The sequence below is a fragment of the Clostridium sp. JS66 genome, from assembly GCF_033561535.1.
Lineage (GTDB): Bacteria > Bacillota > Clostridia > Clostridiales > Clostridiaceae > Clostridium_AM > Clostridium_AM carboxidivorans.
The window spans coordinates 1,105,562-1,123,458 of sequence record NZ_CP131467.1; the positions used below are offsets into that span (position 1 = coordinate 1,105,562).

Consider the following 17,897-nt stretch of genomic DNA (forward strand, 5'->3'; position numbering starts at 1 on the left):
TTGAAAGGAATTAAAAGAGCAATAGGTTTTATAGCATTAATTGTATTATTAATGAATGCAAAGAATATAGTTGAATACTTTTATCCATTAAAATATGCAGATAGTATACTTAAATACTCCTGTAAATATGATTTAGATCCTTATTTAGTAGCAGCAGTTATAAAGACGGAGAGTAATTTTAATAAAAATGCAAAGTCAAATAAAAATGCCTATGGACTTATGCAAATCACTCCAGACACAGCGGAATGGGCAGCTGAGAAAATGGGCGTGAAGAATTTCAAAACAGATATGCTAAATGATTCCGACTTCAATATAAATATGGGATGCTGGTATTTAGATAATTTAAAAAATGAATTTGATAATAATATGGAATTAGTGCTGGCGGCATATAATGGAGGAAGAGGTAATGTTCAAAAATGGTTAAAGAGCTCGGAACATTCTTCTGATGGAAAAAACCTTCACTACATTCCTTTTAAGGAAACGGACAAGTATGTTAAAAAAGTTAAAGTAAATTGTAATATATATAAATATTTATATAATAAAGATAAAAGATTACAAAAAAAGTAATGGTAGTTAAAGAGAAAATTTAAGGATTTAATACTGATATTAAATTTATATTAAGTATTAAGTCCTATTTTTTAGTTAACAATTGTTAAAAACAATTTATTGACGAAGATAAAAACACATAGTATAATAGTCGTAGTTGCAAAAAGCAAATAAGTATGCAGGAGTGGCGGAATAGGCAGACGCGCACGTTTGAGGGGCGTGTGAGTAATCGTACGGGTTCAAGTCCCGTCTTCTGCACCATAAATTTGTATAATTTCTGGAATATTCGACAGACTCTATATTTTGAACCTACATTACTAAAACGGGAGTTCAAAATTTAGATGCAGATATGTACTTCCTTGTGAGACCTTTTGACGGCTTTGGGATTGATAGAAACATCTGTGAGGGCACCCACCTATCGGAGAGATAGGTGTCAAAATTAGGGTAACGGTATTTTGGATTTTAATTTAGTAAATTATGTTTACGGATTAATATAAAAAGTACTACACGTTTAAATCACAAAAGTGGTTATAGGCGTGTAGTACTTTTTTTATATAACACATTAATAGAAATATTTTGTTAATTTTTTATCTTAAAGGATTTTCAAAAATATTGAAGAATAGATATAATTAGGGTAAGTGTATTGTATTTATAAAGTCTAAAATTTAGCTTAAGGTTGATATTATGATAAAAATTTACAGAATAATCGCATTATTGCGATAATAAAAAGGATTTAAAATGATTATTGATAATTATTATATGTTAATTATAATAATGTAGCTCATTCGTATAGTAGTATTGTTTGTAATAAAATTTGTATTTAAAAAGCATATAAATGTTAGATAAGGTACATTGAAGATTTTTTAAATATATATGCAAATAACCTAATTGCTAATATATATGAAAGGGTGAGTATGGAGACATGAATATTGTGGTATTAATAAAACAAGTACCAGACATGGAACGAGTTAAATTTGATAGAGAAAAAGGAGTAGTTGATAGAAAATCTGCTGGCACGGAAATAAATCCCTTTGATCTAAATGCATTAGAAACAGCGGTACAAATAAGTGAAAAAATGGATGGAAAAGTTACAGTTATAAGTATGGGACCACCTAGTGCTGATGAAGCATTAAAAGAATCAATAGCACGAGGAGCTCATGAAGGAATATTATTAAGTGACAGAAGTTTTGGTGGAGCTGATACTAGGGCAACTTCAAAAACTTTAGCTAGTGCTATAAATAAAATTGGAAAATTTGATTTGATTATTGCTGGAGAAAAGACTGTTGATGGAGATACAGGACAAGTTGGACCTGAAATTGCAGAATTTTTAGATATACCACATATAAGTTATGTGGAAAAAATAGAAGATATAAATCAAGAGAATATGGTAGCTCAATGTGGACTTTGGGGAGGAACGTACTTAAAGAAAGCCCAGTTTCCAGTGCTGATTACAGTAACGAAAGATATAAATGAACCTAGGTTACCAACATTTAAAAGTAAGATGAAAGCAAGAAAGGCGGAAATAACTGTTTGGAGTATGGAGGAGCTGAAGGAAGTTTTAACGTTAGAAGAAGTTGGTTTTAAGGGTTCTCCTACAAAGGTAAAGAAAATAGAAGTTCCTTCAAGTGTTAAAAGGGAAGGAAAGCTATTTAGAGAAAATATAAACGAAGGCCTTGAGGAAATAATTACTGTATTAGAAGATAAAAAGGTATTGGAGGTATAAGTATGAGCTTAAAAGAATTCAGCGGAGTTTTAGTTTTTGCAGAGCAAAAGAATGGTGAAATTCATAAAGTAAGCTATGAGTTATTAGGCAAAGGAAGGAAAATTGCAGATAGGTTAGGAGTATTTTTATACTCAGTGGTACTAGGACCTGCCAATATAAAAACAGAGGAACTTATATACAGAGGTGCGGATAAAGTATTTTATTTAGAAGATGATATGTTTAATGAACCAGAAGAATTGATTTATAAAATAAACTTAGTCAACTTAATTAACACTGTTAAGCCAGAAATATGTTTAATAGGTGCAACTAGCTTTGGACGCTCTTTAGCACCAAGGGTAGCTGCTGCTCTTAGAACTGGTCTGACAGCAGACTGCACTGGTTTAGAAGTTGATGAAGATGGAAAGTTAATACAGATAAGACCTGCTTTTAGCGAAAATATTTTGGCTCATATAAAAACGGAAACATATCCTCAAATGGCAACAGTAAGATATAAAGAATTTTCTGAAGGAAAAAGGGACATATCGCGTAAAGGCGAAGTAATAAAAGTAGAATCTGTTTATATTAAAGATAAATTGGTAGAAGTAGTAAAGGAGCTTAAGGGACAAGAGTTTGATATTACAGAGGCAAATGTAGTTATTTCAGGTGGAAAAGGATTAAGGTCTGCAGAAGATTTTAAAATGCTAGAAGAATTAGCAAAGGCTCTGGGAGGAGTTGTAGGGGCTAGCAGAAGCGTAGTTGATGATGGTTTTATTTCAAAAGAACATCAAGTAGGATACAGCGGAAATAGGGTAAAACCAAAGATCTATATTGCTTGTGGAATTTCTGGAGCACCTCAGCATTTAGCAGGAATGAAGGATTCAGATACTATAATTGCTATAAATTCAGATCCATCTGCACCTATTTTTAATGTTGCAGACTATGGAATAGTGGGGGACTTATATGAAGTAGTTCCTCAGCTTATAAATAAAATCAAGACTAAAAACAATTAATTATTAAATGGGGGATATAAAATGAAAGAGGAAATAATAAATAATTTAAAAAGCGTAGTTGGGGGAGATTTTGTTATTAGTGAGCTATCACAGATGCAGAGTTATTTATATGATGAAACAGAGACATTGTTAAGACCAAAGGCTTGTGAAGATTGTGTAGTTGTAAAACCAGGCAGCAGTGAGGAAATATCTAAAATAGTTAAGTATGCAAATGAAGTATTAATTCCTGTTATTCCAAGAGGTGGTGGTACAGGGTTGTGCGGAGCAACAATACCACTTAAGCCAAGTATAATTTTATCTCTTGAGAGATTAAATAAAGTAGTTGAATTGGATGAAGAAAATTTAATGATTACAGTAGAAGCAGGAGTTACTCTTGCAAGTATGCTTGAAAGACTGAATAAGCATGAAAAACTATTTTTCCCTATCCATCCAGGAGATGAAGGTGCACAAATTGGTGGAATGGTTGCTGAAAATGCAGGAGGAGTAAATGCTGTAAGACATGGTATTATGAGAAACCATATTAAAGCCTTAGAAGTGGTATTCCCTACTGGAGAATTAGTTAATCTGGGAAATAAACTTTTGAAAAATAATATGGGATATGATTTGCTAAATATGATGATAGGCAGTGAAGGAACCTTAGGAATAGTAACAAAGGTCACTTTAAGACTATATACAAAAACAAGCAATACAGGTACACTTGTTGTTTCCTTTGATGATAGAAAAGATGCATCAATAGCTGTATCTAAAATACTTCAAGAAGGAATAACGCCACTTGCTATAGAGTATATGGAAAGGTTTGTAGCATTAGAATCGGCAAAACACATTGGAAAAGTATGGCCAGCTACAAAGGGAAATGTTGATTTAATATTTATATTAAATGAAGCTACAGAAGATGATTTATATGAAAGAAGCGAAAAAATTGTGGGATTATGTGAAGAATATAATGCTATTGATAGCTTAATAGCCGAAACTACCAAGGATCAAAGAAATATTTTAGAGATACGAAGTAATGCGTATACTGCTTTTAAGGAAAATGTGGCAGATGCTTTGGATATAGCAGTTCCTCCAGCTTCTGTTCCAAGTCTTATTGACGACTTAATTGAAATAGCCAACAAGTATAATACTATTACTCCGTCTGTTGGACATATTGCAGATGGTAATATTCACAATTTTATAATGGCAGAAGATGGTAAGTTACCAGTTTACTTTGAAGATATAAAGGAAGATATGTATAAAGCAGCTATTAAATATGGTGGAACTGTTACAGCAGAACATGGTACTGGTAAAACAAGAAAGAAACACATGTCACTTCAATATAGTGAAAGAGAAATAGGAATAATGCAGGAGATCAAGAAGGTATTTGATCCTAATGGAATATTAAATCCAGGAACAATAGTAGATTAGAAAGTGCAAAGATATAAGGAAGTAATAAGTAAATTGCTTCCTTATTTTATATTCTTTATCAAGCATCTATGTGTATAAGTAAACTAAGATAATATTAATAATATTTTAAATTCAAAATTATTTTTTCTTAAAAATGATTGAAATAATACAGTATTTCTTAAAGTGGTACATATATATCAAATTGAAATAAAAATAAAATGTTTTATTTTTAACTGATTTTAGAACTATTTTATTACAAAATTAGAATGAAATTTCTAAAAATAATTTGTATAAAAACTTCTTTGTTAAATAATGTGTATTTAAATTTATTACAAAAAGAAACATGTTTATAATTATAATGAAATTATAGTTTGTTAGTTTTTTTAACATACTTTATATTAGTAAGTGTATTATATATTATATTTTATCGATAAGATTAGAACAATTCCATAAAATTGATGTATAATATACCAAAAATAAGCACAAATATCATTAATAATGATAAAAATATAACGATATTTTTTTACTTTATATTATTAAATTCAATTTTTTATAAAAAAAGTTTTAGGGAAAGATTGAGTATAATTTAAGAATAGGTTGAAATAGACTTGCTTTATTTAGATTAAATACATTTTTTTTGTAAAAAGATTGTTAAAAACTTTAACAGGCCTAACTTGACATTGATTTCAGAATATTTTAATATATTTATATATAAGATGGTTTACAATGCTTTACAACAGTGATTGTTTTTTCAATTAATGGATTTATGAAGTTCAGTTGTTCGTTATCAGGCTAAAAAGTAAAGGATTTAATTAGGGGGTAATTAAATGGAAAATAGGGTATTAACTGTATGTCCTTATTGTGGAGCTGGATGTAATTTATATCTGGTTGTAGAAGATGGAAAGATAGTAAGAGCTGAACCTGCTAATGGTAGAACTAATGAGGGTAATTTATGTCTTAAAGGACTCTATGGATGGGATTTCTTAAATGATCCTAAAATTTTAACATCTCGTTTAAAGAAACCTATGATAAGAAAAAATGGACAACTTGAAGAAGTTTCATGGGAAGAAGCTATAGATTTTACAGCTTCAAAATTGAAAGAAATTAAAGAGAAATATGGACCAGATTCAATTATGGGAACAGGTTGTGCTAGAGGATCTGGAAATGAAGCTAATTACATTATGCAAAAATTTATGAGGGCGGTTATTGGAACAAATAATGTTGATCACTGTGCCAGGGTTTGACATGCGCCATCCGTAGCCGGTCTGGCTTACGTATTAGGTAATGGAGCAATGTCAAATGGTATTCATGAAATAGATGATTGTGATTTAGTATTTATTTTTGGCTATAACGGTGCGGATTCACATCCTATAGTTGCAAGAAGAATAGTAAATGCAAAACGAAAGGGAGCTAAAATAGTGGTAACAGATCCACGAATAACAGAATCGGCTAGGATAGCTGATTTATGGCTTCCTATAAAAAATGGCACTAATATGATACTAGTAAATTCTTTTGCAAATGTTTTAATAAATGAAGGCTTGTACAACAAGCAATATGTTGAAGAACATACAGTAGGCTTTGAAGAATATAAAGCTTTAGTTGAAAAGTATACTCCAGAGTATGCAGAGAAAATGACTGGAGTACCAGCAGAAGATATAAGAAAATCAATGAGAATGTACTCTAAAGCTAAAAATGCTATGATACTTTATGGTATGGGAGTATGTCAATTTGGACAGGCAGTTGACGTAGTTAAAGGATTAGCGTCATTGGCACTTCTAACTGGAAACTTCGGAAGACCAAATGTAGGAATTGGTCCTGTAAGAGGACAAAACAATGTACAAGGCGCTTGTGATATGGGTGCACTTCCTAATGTATATCCAGGATATCAATCTGTAACAAATGATACTATAAGAGAAAAATTTGAAAATGCTTGGGGAGTAAAACTTCCAAATAAAGTTGGATATCACTTAACTGAAGTTCCTCATTTAGTGCTTAAAGAGGATAAAATAAAAGCTTATTACATTATGGGTGAGGATCCAGTACAAAGTGATCCAGATGCAGCAGAAGTTAGAGAAGCTTTGGACAAGTTAGAACTTGTAATTGTTCAAGATATATTTATGAATAAAACAGCACTTCATGCAGATGTAATATTACCAGCTACTTCTTGGGGTGAACATGAAGGTGTATATAGTTCGGCTGATAGAGGTTTCCAAAGATTCCGTAAGGCAATAGAACCTACAGGAGATGTAAAGCCTGATTGGCAGATAATTTCAGAAATTGCTAAAGCTATGGGATATGACATGAATTATAAAAATACAAAGGAAATTTGGGATGAATTAAGAAACTTGTGTCCAAACTTTAAGGGAGCAAGTTACGAAAGACTTGAAGAACTAGGTGGAATTCAATGGCCATGTCCTTCAGAAGATCATCCAGGAACTTCATATTTGTATAAAGGAAATAAATTTAATACTCCTAGTGGAAAGGCAAATTTATTTGCAGCAGAATGGAGAGCACCTATGGAGAGTACAGATAAGGAATACCCTCTAGTACTTTCTACAGTAAGAGAAGTTGGTCACTATTCAGTAAGAACAATGACTGGTAACTGTAGGGCACTTCAGCAGTTAGCTGATGAGCCAGGTTATGTTCAAATAAATCCAGAGGATGCTAAAAATTTAAATATATTAGATCAAGAATTTGTGAGAATAAGTTCACGTAGAGGATCTGTAGTAGCTAAGGCATTAGTTACAGATAGAGTTAATAAAGGTGCAGTGTACATGACATACCAATGGTGGGTAGGAGCATGTAATGAGCTTACTTTAAATAACTTAGATCCTATATCTAAGACACCAGAATATAAATATTGTGCTGTAAAGGTAGAAAATATTAAAGATCAAAAGGCTGCAGAACAATATGTACAGGATGAGTATACTAAAATAAGAAAAAAGATGAACATAAATTTGGAATGTTGTAAATAGTATGTAAATGAAGATCTATCTTTAAATTAGGTTCTTTGCTGTATTAGAACAGGAGAAATTTACTATACCAAAATCAAAGATTTTGCTTGATAGTTAAAAATTATTTAAAGGTAGGTCTTTCAAGAACTAATATATTATATAATTTTATTATGTAAAGGTATTCAAATACGAATATATTGCCTTATGAATTTGTTAGATAATTGTGTTCAAGTTTTAAAGGTTTTAAATATAAATTATAAAAGTTAAATTTGTTAAATCGGGGTAAATGGAATAATTTGTTATTCCATTTATATAAATCTTTAGGTAAGAGGGTGAATTTTAATGGATGTGGCACAAAAAGAAAATTTAGACATGAATGGTAAAGACGTAATACAAAAATATCCTAAAGAACAGAGATATACTTTAGCTATTTTGCAAGATATACAAAGAAAGTATAGGTATATCCCTAGAGAGTCTTTAGAAGCTTTGGCTGAGTACTTAGAAACTCCAGTTAGTAGACTATATGGTATGGCTACTTTTTACAAGGCTCTAAGTTTAACACCAAAGGGGGAGAACATTATAACAGTATGTGATGGAACTGCTTGTCACGTATCTGGGTCAATGGTGGTGTTAGATGAACTTGAAAAAATATTAGGTATTAGACCTGGGGGAACAACAGAAGATCTTAAGTTTTCAATTAATACAGTTAACTGTATAGGATGTTGTGCTATAGCTCCTGTAATGATGATTAACGATAAATATTATGGAAATTTGACACCTAAAATGATAAAAGAAATTCTTGATGAGTATAGGGGTGAAAAATAATGAGTAATAAGAAAACAGTTAATGTATGCTGCGGAGCAGGATGTTTAGCAAAGCACAGTATGGAAGTATTTGAAGAGCTTAAGAAAAAAGTTGCAGAGCTAGGAGCAAATGCTGAAGTAAAAACAGAAGTTAAGTTAAAAGCAACTGGTTGCGATGGACTTTGTGAAAAAGGACCAGTAATAAAAATTTATCCAGATGATATAGCATATTTTAAAGTAAAAGTTGAAGATGTAGAAGATGTTGTTAAAAAGACATTAATGAATGGAGAAATTATTGAAAAATTATTATATTTTGAAACTTCTACTAAACAAAGATTAAGAAACCATAAACAAAGCGAATTTTGCAAAAGACAGAATAAAATTGCACTTAGAAATGTAGGTGAAATTGATCCAACAGTTATAGAGGATTATACAGAAAGAGGCGGATACAAAGCGTTAAAGAAAGTGCTTTCAGAAATGAAGCCAGAGGACGTACTTAAAGAAGTAGGCGATTCAGGACTCAGAGGAAGAGGTGGCGCTGGATTCCCTACATCCCGTAAATGGCAGACAGCTGCAGAAATTGATACAACACCTAAATATGTAGTGTGCAATGGTGATGAAGGTGATCCAGGCGCATTTATGGATAGAAGTATAATGGAAGGTGACCCTCACAGTGTTATTGAAGGTATGACAATTTGTGCTTATGCAGTTGGAGGTACTTTAGGATTTGCATATATAAGAGATGAGTATGGACTAGCTGTTGAAAATATGCAGAAGGCAATAGACGTAGCTAGAGAAAGAGGATTTTTAGGCAAAAATATATTAGGAACTAATTTTTCTTTTGATATTCAAATAGTAAGAGGTGGAGGAGCTTTTGTCTGTGGTGAGTCTACAGCGCTTATGTCTTCAATCGAAGGTATGGTAGGAGAGCCTAGAGCTAAATATATACACACTACAGAAAAGGGCTTATGGGGACAACCTACAGTATTGAATAACGTTGAAACTTGGGCTAATATTCCTATAATACTTGACAAAGGTGGACAGTGGTATCATTCAATAGGAACCATGGAAAAGAGTAAAGGTACAAAGGTGTTCTCACTAGTTGGTAAGGTTAAGAATACTGGTCTTGTAGAAGTTCCTATGGGTACTACTTTAAGAGAAATTATATTTAATATAGGTGGGGGAGTATTAAACGATAGAAAGTTTAAGGCTGTTCAAATAGGCGGACCTTCTGGAGGATGTTTGCCTGAAGAATATTTAGATTTGCCAGTTGATTATGATACTTTAACTAAGGCAGATTCAATGATGGGTTCCGGTGGTATGATTGTTATGGATGATAGGACTTGTATCGTTGATGTTACAAGATACTATCTAGGCTTTTTAGCTGAAGAATCCTGTGGAAAATGTGTACCTTGCAGAGAAGGCGTAAAGAGAATGCTGGAAATAATGACAGACATATGTAACGGTGAAGGTAGAGAAGGAGACTTGGAAGAACTTCTTGAAATTGCTTCAATGTCAAAGGAAGCAGCATTATGCAGTCTTGGAAAGAGTGCAGCAAATCCAGTACTTGCCTCAATAAGATATTTCAGAGATGAATTTGAAGAACACATAAGAAATAAGAGATGTAGAGCAGGTGTATGTAAGAAACTTACAACATTTATTATAGATGAAGATAAATGTAAAGGTTGCGATATATGTAAAAAGAACTGTGCAGTGGATGCTATTACAGGAGACGTTAAAAAACCTCATGTAATTGATGATGATAAGTGCGTAAGATGCGGAAACTGTATGAATATGTGTAGATTTGATGCAGTTAAGGTTAAATAGGGGGTGACGTAATGAAAATTATAATTGATGGAAAATCATGTGAGGCTGAAAAAGGAGAATTTATTCTTCAAATAGCAAAAAGAAATGATATATATATACCTACACTATGCCACAGTGATGCTTTAGCAGGTCTTGGAAGCTGTAGATTATGTGTAGTAGAAGTTATAGATAGAGGAAGAGCAAAAGTTGTAACTTCATGCCTTTTCCCAGTTACTAAGGAAGTTGAAGTTGTAACTAATTCAGATAAAATAAAGAGAATAAGAAAAAATATAATGACTATGCTTCAAGTTAGATGTCCGGAAAACGAAGAAGTAGCAAAAATGGCTGAAGCTTTTGGCGTAGAGAGAAAAAGAGTAGAGAGATTTAAATTAGATAATACAGAAAATTGTGTACTTTGTGGACTTTGCGCAAAAGCATGTAAAGAATTAGGAACAGGAGCTATATCAACAGTTAATAGGGGAATTTATAAGGAAGTAGATACACCTTACCATGAACCTTCACCAGCATGTATAGGATGCGGATCTTGTGCTAATGTATGTCCAACTAATGCCATAAAGATAGTGGATAAAGATGGTGAAAGAGAGATATGGGGAAAGAAATTTAAGCTAGTAAAATGTTCTGAATGTGGAGAAACTTTTGCTACAGAGGAGCATATTAAGTTTGCGTATGAAAAGATAGGAAAAGAATTGGATATGGGTAAAGTTCTCTGTGATAAATGCAAAAGAAAAGCTGGTGCTGATGAAGTAAAAGAAATATATGAAAAAGTTTGATGTTCTAGTATTAAAATTGCAAAAGTGTCTTCATAAATAAGACACTTTTTTATGGGAGATATTTTTTATTCGAAAATTATTGAAAAGTTTTCGATAATATACTTTTGTGTATGAGAAAGGTGGTAAATTAAATGAAAGCAGATCTTAACTCTTTTGTAATAGCAGATCCAAGTAAATGTATTGGGTGTAGATCTTGTGAGGTAGCTTGTGCGGCAAGTCATAGAGATAAGGATGCAGGTTTTACAGTAGGAACTATGGATACTCCAATTGTCCCAAGGCTTTATCTTGTAAAAGAAGAAAAAGTTGTTATGCCAATTCAGTGTAGGCATTGTGAGGATGCACCTTGTGCTAATGCATGTCCAGTAAATGCTATAGAGCAGGATGACGGAAGTATAAGAGTAAATGAAAGTGCTTGCATAGGTTGTAAAACTTGTATGCTTGTTTGTCCAGTAGGAGCTGTAGATCTTTTACCAAGATATGATAAAAAGCAATCAGGTGCTGCTTTTAAAGAAAAGGTAAAATTAGTAGCTCATAAATGTGATTTGTGTAAAGAAAATGGTGGTACACCAGCGTGTGTTAAGGCTTGTCCAAAAGAAGCTTTAAAACTTGCTGTTCCTAGGGATGAAAAGAAAGATCGTAATATAAAAGCAGCTTTAGGATTATTAGACTTTAATAGTGATATATAATTAATAAAAAATCCATTAAAGGAAGGGATGTTATAATGTCAAATGATACTGCCATAATACGTATAGATGAAGAATTATGTACAGGCTGCAGACGCTGTAGTGAAGTTTGTCCTGTAGATGCTATAGAAGGTAAAGATGGGGTGCCACAACATATAGACACAGATAAATGCGTTATGTGCGGACAATGCGTTCAGGTCTGCAAGGGATATTATTCTGTATATGATGAGCCTGCAACACCACTTAGTAAGAAATACTATGACAGAGGTATGCTAGATGATGTTGAAGAACCTATATTTGCAGCTTACAAAGCTTGTCAAGTAAAAAAGATTAAGGACTTACTTGAAAATAAAGACTTATTTAAGGTAGTACAATGTGCTCCAGCTGTAAGAGTAGGAATAAGTGAAGATTTTGGATTGCCTCTTGGAACTTTAAGTCCTAAAAAAATGGCAGCAGCTCTTAGAAAACTTGGTTTTGATAGAGTTTATGATACTAACTTTTCAGCAGATCTTACGATAATGGAAGAGGGAAGTGAACTTATAGAAAGAGTAACTAAAGGTGGAACTCTTCCAATGTTTACATCCTGCTGTCCAGCATGGGTAAAATATTTAGAGCAAACTTACCCAGAACTTTTAGACCATCTTTCAACTTGTAAATCTCCACAACAAATGGCAGGTGCTGTTTTTAAAACTTATGGCGCTAAAATTAATAATGTAAATCCTGCTAAAATGTTAAGTGTATCTGTTATGCCATGTACATGTAAGGATTTTGAATCAGGCAGAGAAGAAATGAAAGACAGCGGATATAGAGATGTAGACTTAGTTATTACTACAAGAGAATTAGCTTATTTAATAAAGGATAGTGGAATAGACTTTAAAGAGTTAGAAGAAGAAGAGTTTGATGATCCTCTAGGAATGTATACAGGTGCAGGAACTATATTTGGTGCTACAGGAGGAGTTATGGAAGCTGCTCTTAGAACAGGATATGAACTTATAACTAAAAAGCAAATTCCAAGTGTAGATCTTAGTGCTGTTAGAGGTGGAGAAGGCTTTAGAACTGCTGAAGTTCAGGTTGGAGATTTAAAATTAAAAGTTGGTATAGTCTCAGGATTAAAGAATGCAGCACCAGTGCTTGAATCCATAAAGAAAGGTGAATGTGATCTTCACTTTATAGAATTCATGACATGTCCAATAGGATGTGTTAGTGGCGGCGGTCAACCAAAATTACTTTTAGATGAGTATAAAGAAGAAGCTTACACTAATAGAAAACAAGGCCTATATGATCATGATTCTAATTTAAAATTAAGAAAATCACATGAAAATCCAAGTATTAAGAAAATTTACAGTGAATTCTTGGAAAAACCTTTAGGACACAAGTCACATGAATTGCTGCATACTCAATACAAATCCAGAAAGGAGTAAAAAATATGCCTAATTGCTTTGTAGTAGCGGACCCAGTTAAATGTATAGGATGTAGAACTTGTGAAATAGCTTGCGTTGTAGCTCACTCAAAAAAAGATATATTTACTTCAGAAGTATCAGAAATTGAATTTTTTCCTCGTTTAAGCGTAGTAAAAAATGCAAAAGTAAGTGCTCCAATTCAATGCAGACAATGTGAGGACGCTCTTTGCGCTAAAGCTTGTCCTGTTGATGCTATCAGTACTAAAAATGGATATGTACAGGTAGAAGAGGAAAAGTGTATAGGATGTAAAACTTGTACAGTTGCTTGTCCTATTGGAGCAATAGATATGATTCCAGAATTTAAGGATGGCAAAAGAGTTTTTCAGGCAAAAATTAAGGTTAATGATGAAAATTCTAGCCAAGAGGGAAAAGAAAGAATTGTTGCACGTAAGTGCGATGTTTGTTCAGGAAGAGAAGGTGGACCAGCTTGTGCAGAGGTGTGTCCAACAAAAGCTTTAAGAATAGTAGACCATGAAGAAATGGAAAGAATGATTAAAGAAAAACGTAAAAATAATGCAAATGAAATATTAGATAACATGAATCAAATTGGATAGTTATATTAGGTAGATTAATTACTATAAATTGATAATTAAACCTGCTGCTTTCATAAATTAAAAAGCAGCAGGTTTTTTTAAAGTACTTTGATATTTATATCATACTTGTTTATTTTTCTGTAAATAGTAGCCTTGCCTATTTGTAAAAGTTCAGCAGCTTTTATAGCATTTCCATCACAAAATTTAAGAGCATCTATTATGCATCTTTCTTCTACTTTTTCTAAAGGAAGAATTTCTCTAGGAGCAACATGCACAGTTTCATCATCTTCAGATATTATGTGTGTATGGGTTACTACACTTTTTATTTTTGCAAGAAGCTTTGAAGTCATTAGTGAATCCTCGCAAAGATAATAAGATCTCTCTAGAATATTCCTAAGTTCACGTACATTTCCCGAAAAATTATGGTTTTTTAATTTTTCAACATAAGAAGGATCTAGATATTTTGGTTCACAAGGATTTTTCATATTTAGCTTAGTTAAGTAATATTGAGCTAAAAGTTCTATATCTTCTTTTCTATCCCTTAGAGGAAGCAAGTGTAAATTCATTACATTTAATCTATAATAAAGATCACCTCTAAAATTTTTGTTTTCAATTTCTTCAGTTAAGATTCTATTAGTAGCCGCAATAACTCGCACATCTATACTTTTTTCATAAGTGCCACCAACTCTTACTATTTTAAGATTATCAAGTACTCTTAAAAGCTTTGATTGTACATCAAAAGGCAATTCTCCAATTTCGTCTAAAAAAATAGTACCACCATCAGCTAATTCAAATTTACCAGGTGAACCACTTTTGTTTGCTCCAGTAAAAGCACCCTTTTCATAGCCAAAAAGTTCGCTTTCTACAAGTTCCCTTGGTATAGCAGCACAATTTACTGCTATAAAAGGAGCATTGCGCCTTGAACTATAATTGTGAATAGACTGGGCATATACTTCTTTACCAGTACCACTTTCTCCTTCTAATAAAACATTACAATCGGTTTTAGCAGCTTTTTTGGCAGATTCTATTAAAAGCCTTACCTTCTGGTTTCTTGTAATAATATCATCAAAGGTGAAGGAAGCTTTATAACCTGCAAAATTATTAACTAATTTATGTAAATTTTTAGTATCTCTTAAGGACAATACCAATCCTATATTTTTACCTCTTAATCTTACAGGTATTATATTTATAATAGATCTTATTCTATTTCCATTAATGTTGAAGCTGCAATCTTCATTAAAGTAACTTTCTCCTGTGAGTATGGAATTGTTTATAACATCTTCTTTTAATATATCACTTAAGAAAGTTTCGTATAATAGTTCTTCTTTTATACCTAATATTTTAACTGTTGTAATATTTACTTTTTTTATTAAGAGATTTTCGTCAGTAACAATTAATCCTTCGTTTGCAGAATCAAAAATTGCTTGTAGTATAAAAGAAGATATGTCATATTCTAATATACTGTCCATATCAATTCTACACATATCATTTGAATTATCCCAGTAATCAAAGTTCTCCATATTTTACCCCCTATATAAAAATAAAAACCAATATTACAATATTTAGTATATCATACATTTTGAGAAAATAAAATAAAACTTATTTCAAAATGATAAAAAATAGTTTTTTTATCATTTTGAAACTATAGCCATATTAATATAGCATTTAAATATGTACCGGAAATATTAGACTTGCATAAATAGTATAAAAGATGGTAATATAATATACGAATACAGTTTTGAAAAAAATTTTTAATAGCCCTAAACCTAAATAACCCTATTAATAGAGAAAAAAGTACTTTAGTGCAGGAATATCCTGCACTAAAGTACTTTTTAAGCAGGTATAATATATCAAAATGATAAAATATATATTTTTTATCATTTTGATATGGAAAGTATTTATGTTTTTTGTTAATAATATATTCTGTAGGTTGAAATTATTTACTCTTTATGATAATATTATGACAATGTATTGTGCTATAGGCGTACAAGTGTGTGCTAAAAGCAAACAGAAATGAGGGGTTTTATGAATAATAAGCATTTGATAATTGACACAAAAATTCTTCCAGAGGTATTTATAAAAGTTGTTAAGCTTAAAGAATTGTTAAGAACTGGCAAAGTAAAGGACATTTCTGAAGGAGTAAAGCAGGTTGGTATAAGTAGAAGTACTTACTATAAATATAAAGATTGTGTATTTACGTTATCAGAAGGAATAACTGGTCATAAAGTTACCATAGGTTTAGTTCTTGCTCATGAAGCAGGTACTTTATCAAAAATACTAGATGGGATAGCTTTAAGAAAAGGAAATATACTTACTATTAATCAAGATATTCCTATAAATAATGCAGCAAGCGTTACCATAACTTTTGATGCATCAAAAGTAGAAACCGAAATTAATGATTTGATTGAAGAACTTAAAACAATTAAGGGTGTTATAAGAGTAGATTTAGTAGCAGTAGAATAAAGCAGACAATATTTTTAAGAGGACAGAGGACAATTGACAGAGGACAGTGAAGGATGATTTTTCTCCGTTACACTACGAAAAATCTTTCACTAAATTTTCAATTACTTGTTTCACTAAAGTGAAACATTGCTGATTTATATAAAGTCAAAGCGTGTTTTTGCGTTAGTAAAACAAGCTTTAAAAATAAATTAGTTTTCTGACGTAAGGAAGAAAACTCACCTTCATTGTCATCTGTCCTATGTCAATTGTCCTCTTGAAAAAGTTGTGCTGCATTATGATTATAGAATGAAGCTAATTTTAACCTATCTATCATTCTTCATAATATATTCTATAAGTGTTCTTGTTGGCAAGGCATTAGCACCTTTGTCATAAGGGGATGAAGATTTGGAACTATAAGCACAGCCAGCTATGTCAATGTGAGCAAAATTTATATCTTCGCAGAAGCTTTGTAAAAACATACCGCCTAATATAGCACCACATTTTGTTGAAGTATTTTTAATATCTGCTGCATCTGATTTCAATTCATTCATATATTCAATATTGTTAGGGAGTCTCCAAAAATTTTCTCCAACATTTTTTCCGCAGTTTATAATATCATGTGCAAGTTCGTTAGAATTACTTAAAAGACCTATATTAATGTTTCCAAGAAAATTAGCACAAGAGCCTGTAAGTGTAGCTATATCTATTATGGTTGTAGATCCAAGTTCCTTTGCATAGGATATTGCATCACATAAGATAAGCCTTCCTTCAGCATCTGTATTTACTACTTCAACAGTTTTGCCACTATATGTAATTATTACATCACCAGGCTTATATGCACTTCCTGAAGGCATATTTTCTACTACTGGAATTAAGGCAATTATGTTCTTTTTTGGTTTCAGCTTAGATATGCATTTCATTACGCATAAAACAGATGCAGCACCTGCCATATCTGATATCATATCTTCCATACCTTTTGAAGGCTTTAGTGAAATACCACCAGTATCAAAAGTAACTCCTTTACCGATCAATGATAAAATTTTTTTATCTCTAGGATTACCAAAATATTGCATAATTATAAGATGTGGATTATGGATGCTTCCTTTTCCAACGCTGCATATACAATTCATACCTAATTGTTTTAGCATATATTTGTCTAGTATTTGGATATCTAAATTTTCATTTCTAGCAATATTTTCAGCTTGCTTGGCAATATATTTTGGAGTTACATAATTACTTGGCATGTTAACTAGCTGACGTGAATAATTGATGCTGCGTCCTATGATTAAACCTTTGTTTATAGAATCTTTATATTTTGAAATTATGTTTATCTTTTGAAGCTTTATTTTCTTTTCTACTTTTTTTATTCCATTGTATTTATATAAAGCGATTTGAAGACTTTCACCTATAGTATAGTTAAAATTATTTGGAAAGGTAGGTAATATATCTAGTTCTGATAATGAATTTTTTAGTTTTAATATGGCATCACCTAAAGTTTTGAAAAGTTTTACTGAATTGAATTCTTCTGTAGTGCCTATTCCAAGTACAAAAATATTTTTATATCTGCATTTTCCTAAAGTATTAATGCACTCCAGATCTTTATTTTCTCCAGTATTTTCACTAAATCGTAATATTGATTTGATGTTTTCAGGATACTCCATTTCAAAATTTTTAAATTTAAAAATTAGTAAGTTAGAATAAGTTTCATTGTCTGATATGCTTATCATAAAAACATTCCCCCCCCAGAAAAATCTATAATTATGATACCATATTTTAAAGTAAAA

General features: G+C 31.7%; 14 protein-coding genes, 1 tRNA gene and 1 other RNA gene. 14 read left to right on the forward strand and 2 right to left on the reverse strand.

The window, feature by feature from the left end; translation table 11 throughout:
• The 13 genes from Q6H37_RS05170 to Q6H37_RS05230 all read left to right on the forward strand — a co-directional run bounded on the left by Q6H37_RS05170 (position 1) and on the right by Q6H37_RS05230 (position 13,692).
• Positions 1-567, forward strand: a complete 567-nt coding sequence (locus tag Q6H37_RS05170) for a lytic transglycosylase domain-containing protein (RefSeq protein ID WP_318739704.1) — start codon at positions 1-3, stop codon at positions 565-567.
• A gap of 157 nt (positions 568-724) precedes the next feature.
• Positions 725-807, forward strand: a tRNA-Leu gene (locus Q6H37_RS05175).
• A 10-nt stretch (positions 808-817) separates the two neighbouring features.
• Positions 818-1,012, forward strand: a non-coding RNA gene (gene ssrS, locus Q6H37_RS05180) — 6S RNA.
• 456 nt (positions 1,013-1,468) lie between these two features.
• A complete protein-coding gene (locus tag Q6H37_RS05185) occupies positions 1,469-2,269 on the forward strand; it encodes an electron transfer flavoprotein subunit beta/FixA family protein (RefSeq protein WP_318739706.1) in 801 nt (266 codons plus the stop codon).
• A 2-nt stretch (positions 2,270-2,271) separates the two neighbouring features.
• Positions 2,272-3,258 (forward strand): electron transfer flavoprotein subunit alpha/FixB family protein, encoded by a 987-nt coding sequence (locus Q6H37_RS05190; protein WP_318739708.1) that lies wholly within the window; start codon positions 2,272-2,274, stop codon positions 3,256-3,258.
• Between the two features lie 21 nt (positions 3,259-3,279).
• The gene (locus Q6H37_RS05195) at positions 3,280-4,662 is read left to right on the forward strand and encodes an FAD-binding oxidoreductase (RefSeq protein ID WP_318739710.1); all 1,383 of its coding nucleotides are present in this window, start codon (positions 3,280-3,282) and stop codon (positions 4,660-4,662) included.
• An 806-nt stretch (positions 4,663-5,468) separates the two neighbouring features.
• Complete coding sequence (gene fdhF, locus Q6H37_RS05200; RefSeq protein WP_318739712.1) at positions 5,469-7,616, forward strand: formate dehydrogenase subunit alpha; 2,148 nt, start codon at positions 5,469-5,471, stop codon at positions 7,614-7,616.
• A 321-nt stretch (positions 7,617-7,937) separates the two neighbouring features.
• Positions 7,938-8,420 (forward strand): NADH-quinone oxidoreductase subunit NuoE, encoded by a 483-nt coding sequence (nuoE, locus tag Q6H37_RS05205; protein ID WP_318739714.1) that lies wholly within the window; start codon positions 7,938-7,940, stop codon positions 8,418-8,420.
• Positions 8,420-10,225: an NADH-ubiquinone oxidoreductase-F iron-sulfur binding region domain-containing protein gene (locus Q6H37_RS05210; RefSeq protein WP_318739716.1), complete on the forward strand. Its 1,806-nt coding sequence runs from the start codon at positions 8,420-8,422 to the stop codon at positions 10,223-10,225. The genes nuoE and Q6H37_RS05210 overlap by 1 nt, the downstream gene beginning before the upstream one ends.
• An 11-nt stretch (positions 10,226-10,236) precedes the next feature.
• A complete protein-coding gene (locus Q6H37_RS05215; protein WP_318739718.1) occupies positions 10,237-10,995 on the forward strand; it encodes a 2Fe-2S iron-sulfur cluster-binding protein in 759 nt (252 codons plus the stop codon).
• Positions 10,996-11,126: 131 nt separating this feature from the next.
• Positions 11,127-11,681, forward strand: a complete 555-nt coding sequence (locus Q6H37_RS05220) for a 4Fe-4S dicluster domain-containing protein (protein WP_318739720.1) — start codon at positions 11,127-11,129, stop codon at positions 11,679-11,681.
• A gap of 35 nt (positions 11,682-11,716) precedes the next feature.
• The gene (locus Q6H37_RS05225; protein WP_318739722.1) at positions 11,717-13,099 is read left to right on the forward strand and encodes a [FeFe] hydrogenase, group A; all 1,383 of its coding nucleotides are present in this window, start codon (positions 11,717-11,719) and stop codon (positions 13,097-13,099) included.
• A gap of 5 nt (positions 13,100-13,104) precedes the next feature.
• Positions 13,105-13,692: a 4Fe-4S dicluster domain-containing protein gene (locus Q6H37_RS05230; RefSeq protein WP_318739724.1), complete on the forward strand. Its 588-nt coding sequence runs from the start codon at positions 13,105-13,107 to the stop codon at positions 13,690-13,692.
• Between the two features lie 77 nt (positions 13,693-13,769).
• On the opposite strand, the gene Q6H37_RS05235 is transcribed toward Q6H37_RS05230, so the two are convergent.
• The gene (locus Q6H37_RS05235) at positions 13,770-15,191 is read right to left on the reverse strand and encodes a sigma-54 interaction domain-containing protein (protein WP_318739726.1); all 1,422 of its coding nucleotides are present in this window, start codon (positions 15,189-15,191) and stop codon (positions 13,770-13,772) included.
• Positions 15,192-15,696: 505 nt separating this feature from the next.
• Here Q6H37_RS05235 and Q6H37_RS05240 point away from each other — a divergent pair.
• Positions 15,697-16,134: an ACT domain-containing protein gene (locus tag Q6H37_RS05240; RefSeq protein ID WP_007063273.1), complete on the forward strand. Its 438-nt coding sequence runs from the start codon at positions 15,697-15,699 to the stop codon at positions 16,132-16,134.
• Positions 16,135-16,436: 302 nt separating this feature from the next.
• Here Q6H37_RS05240 and Q6H37_RS05245 read toward each other — a convergent pair whose 3' ends face one another.
• Positions 16,437-17,840: a leucyl aminopeptidase gene (locus tag Q6H37_RS05245; protein WP_318739728.1), complete on the reverse strand. Its 1,404-nt coding sequence runs from the start codon at positions 17,838-17,840 to the stop codon at positions 16,437-16,439.
• Positions 17,841-17,897 lie beyond the last annotated feature (57 nt).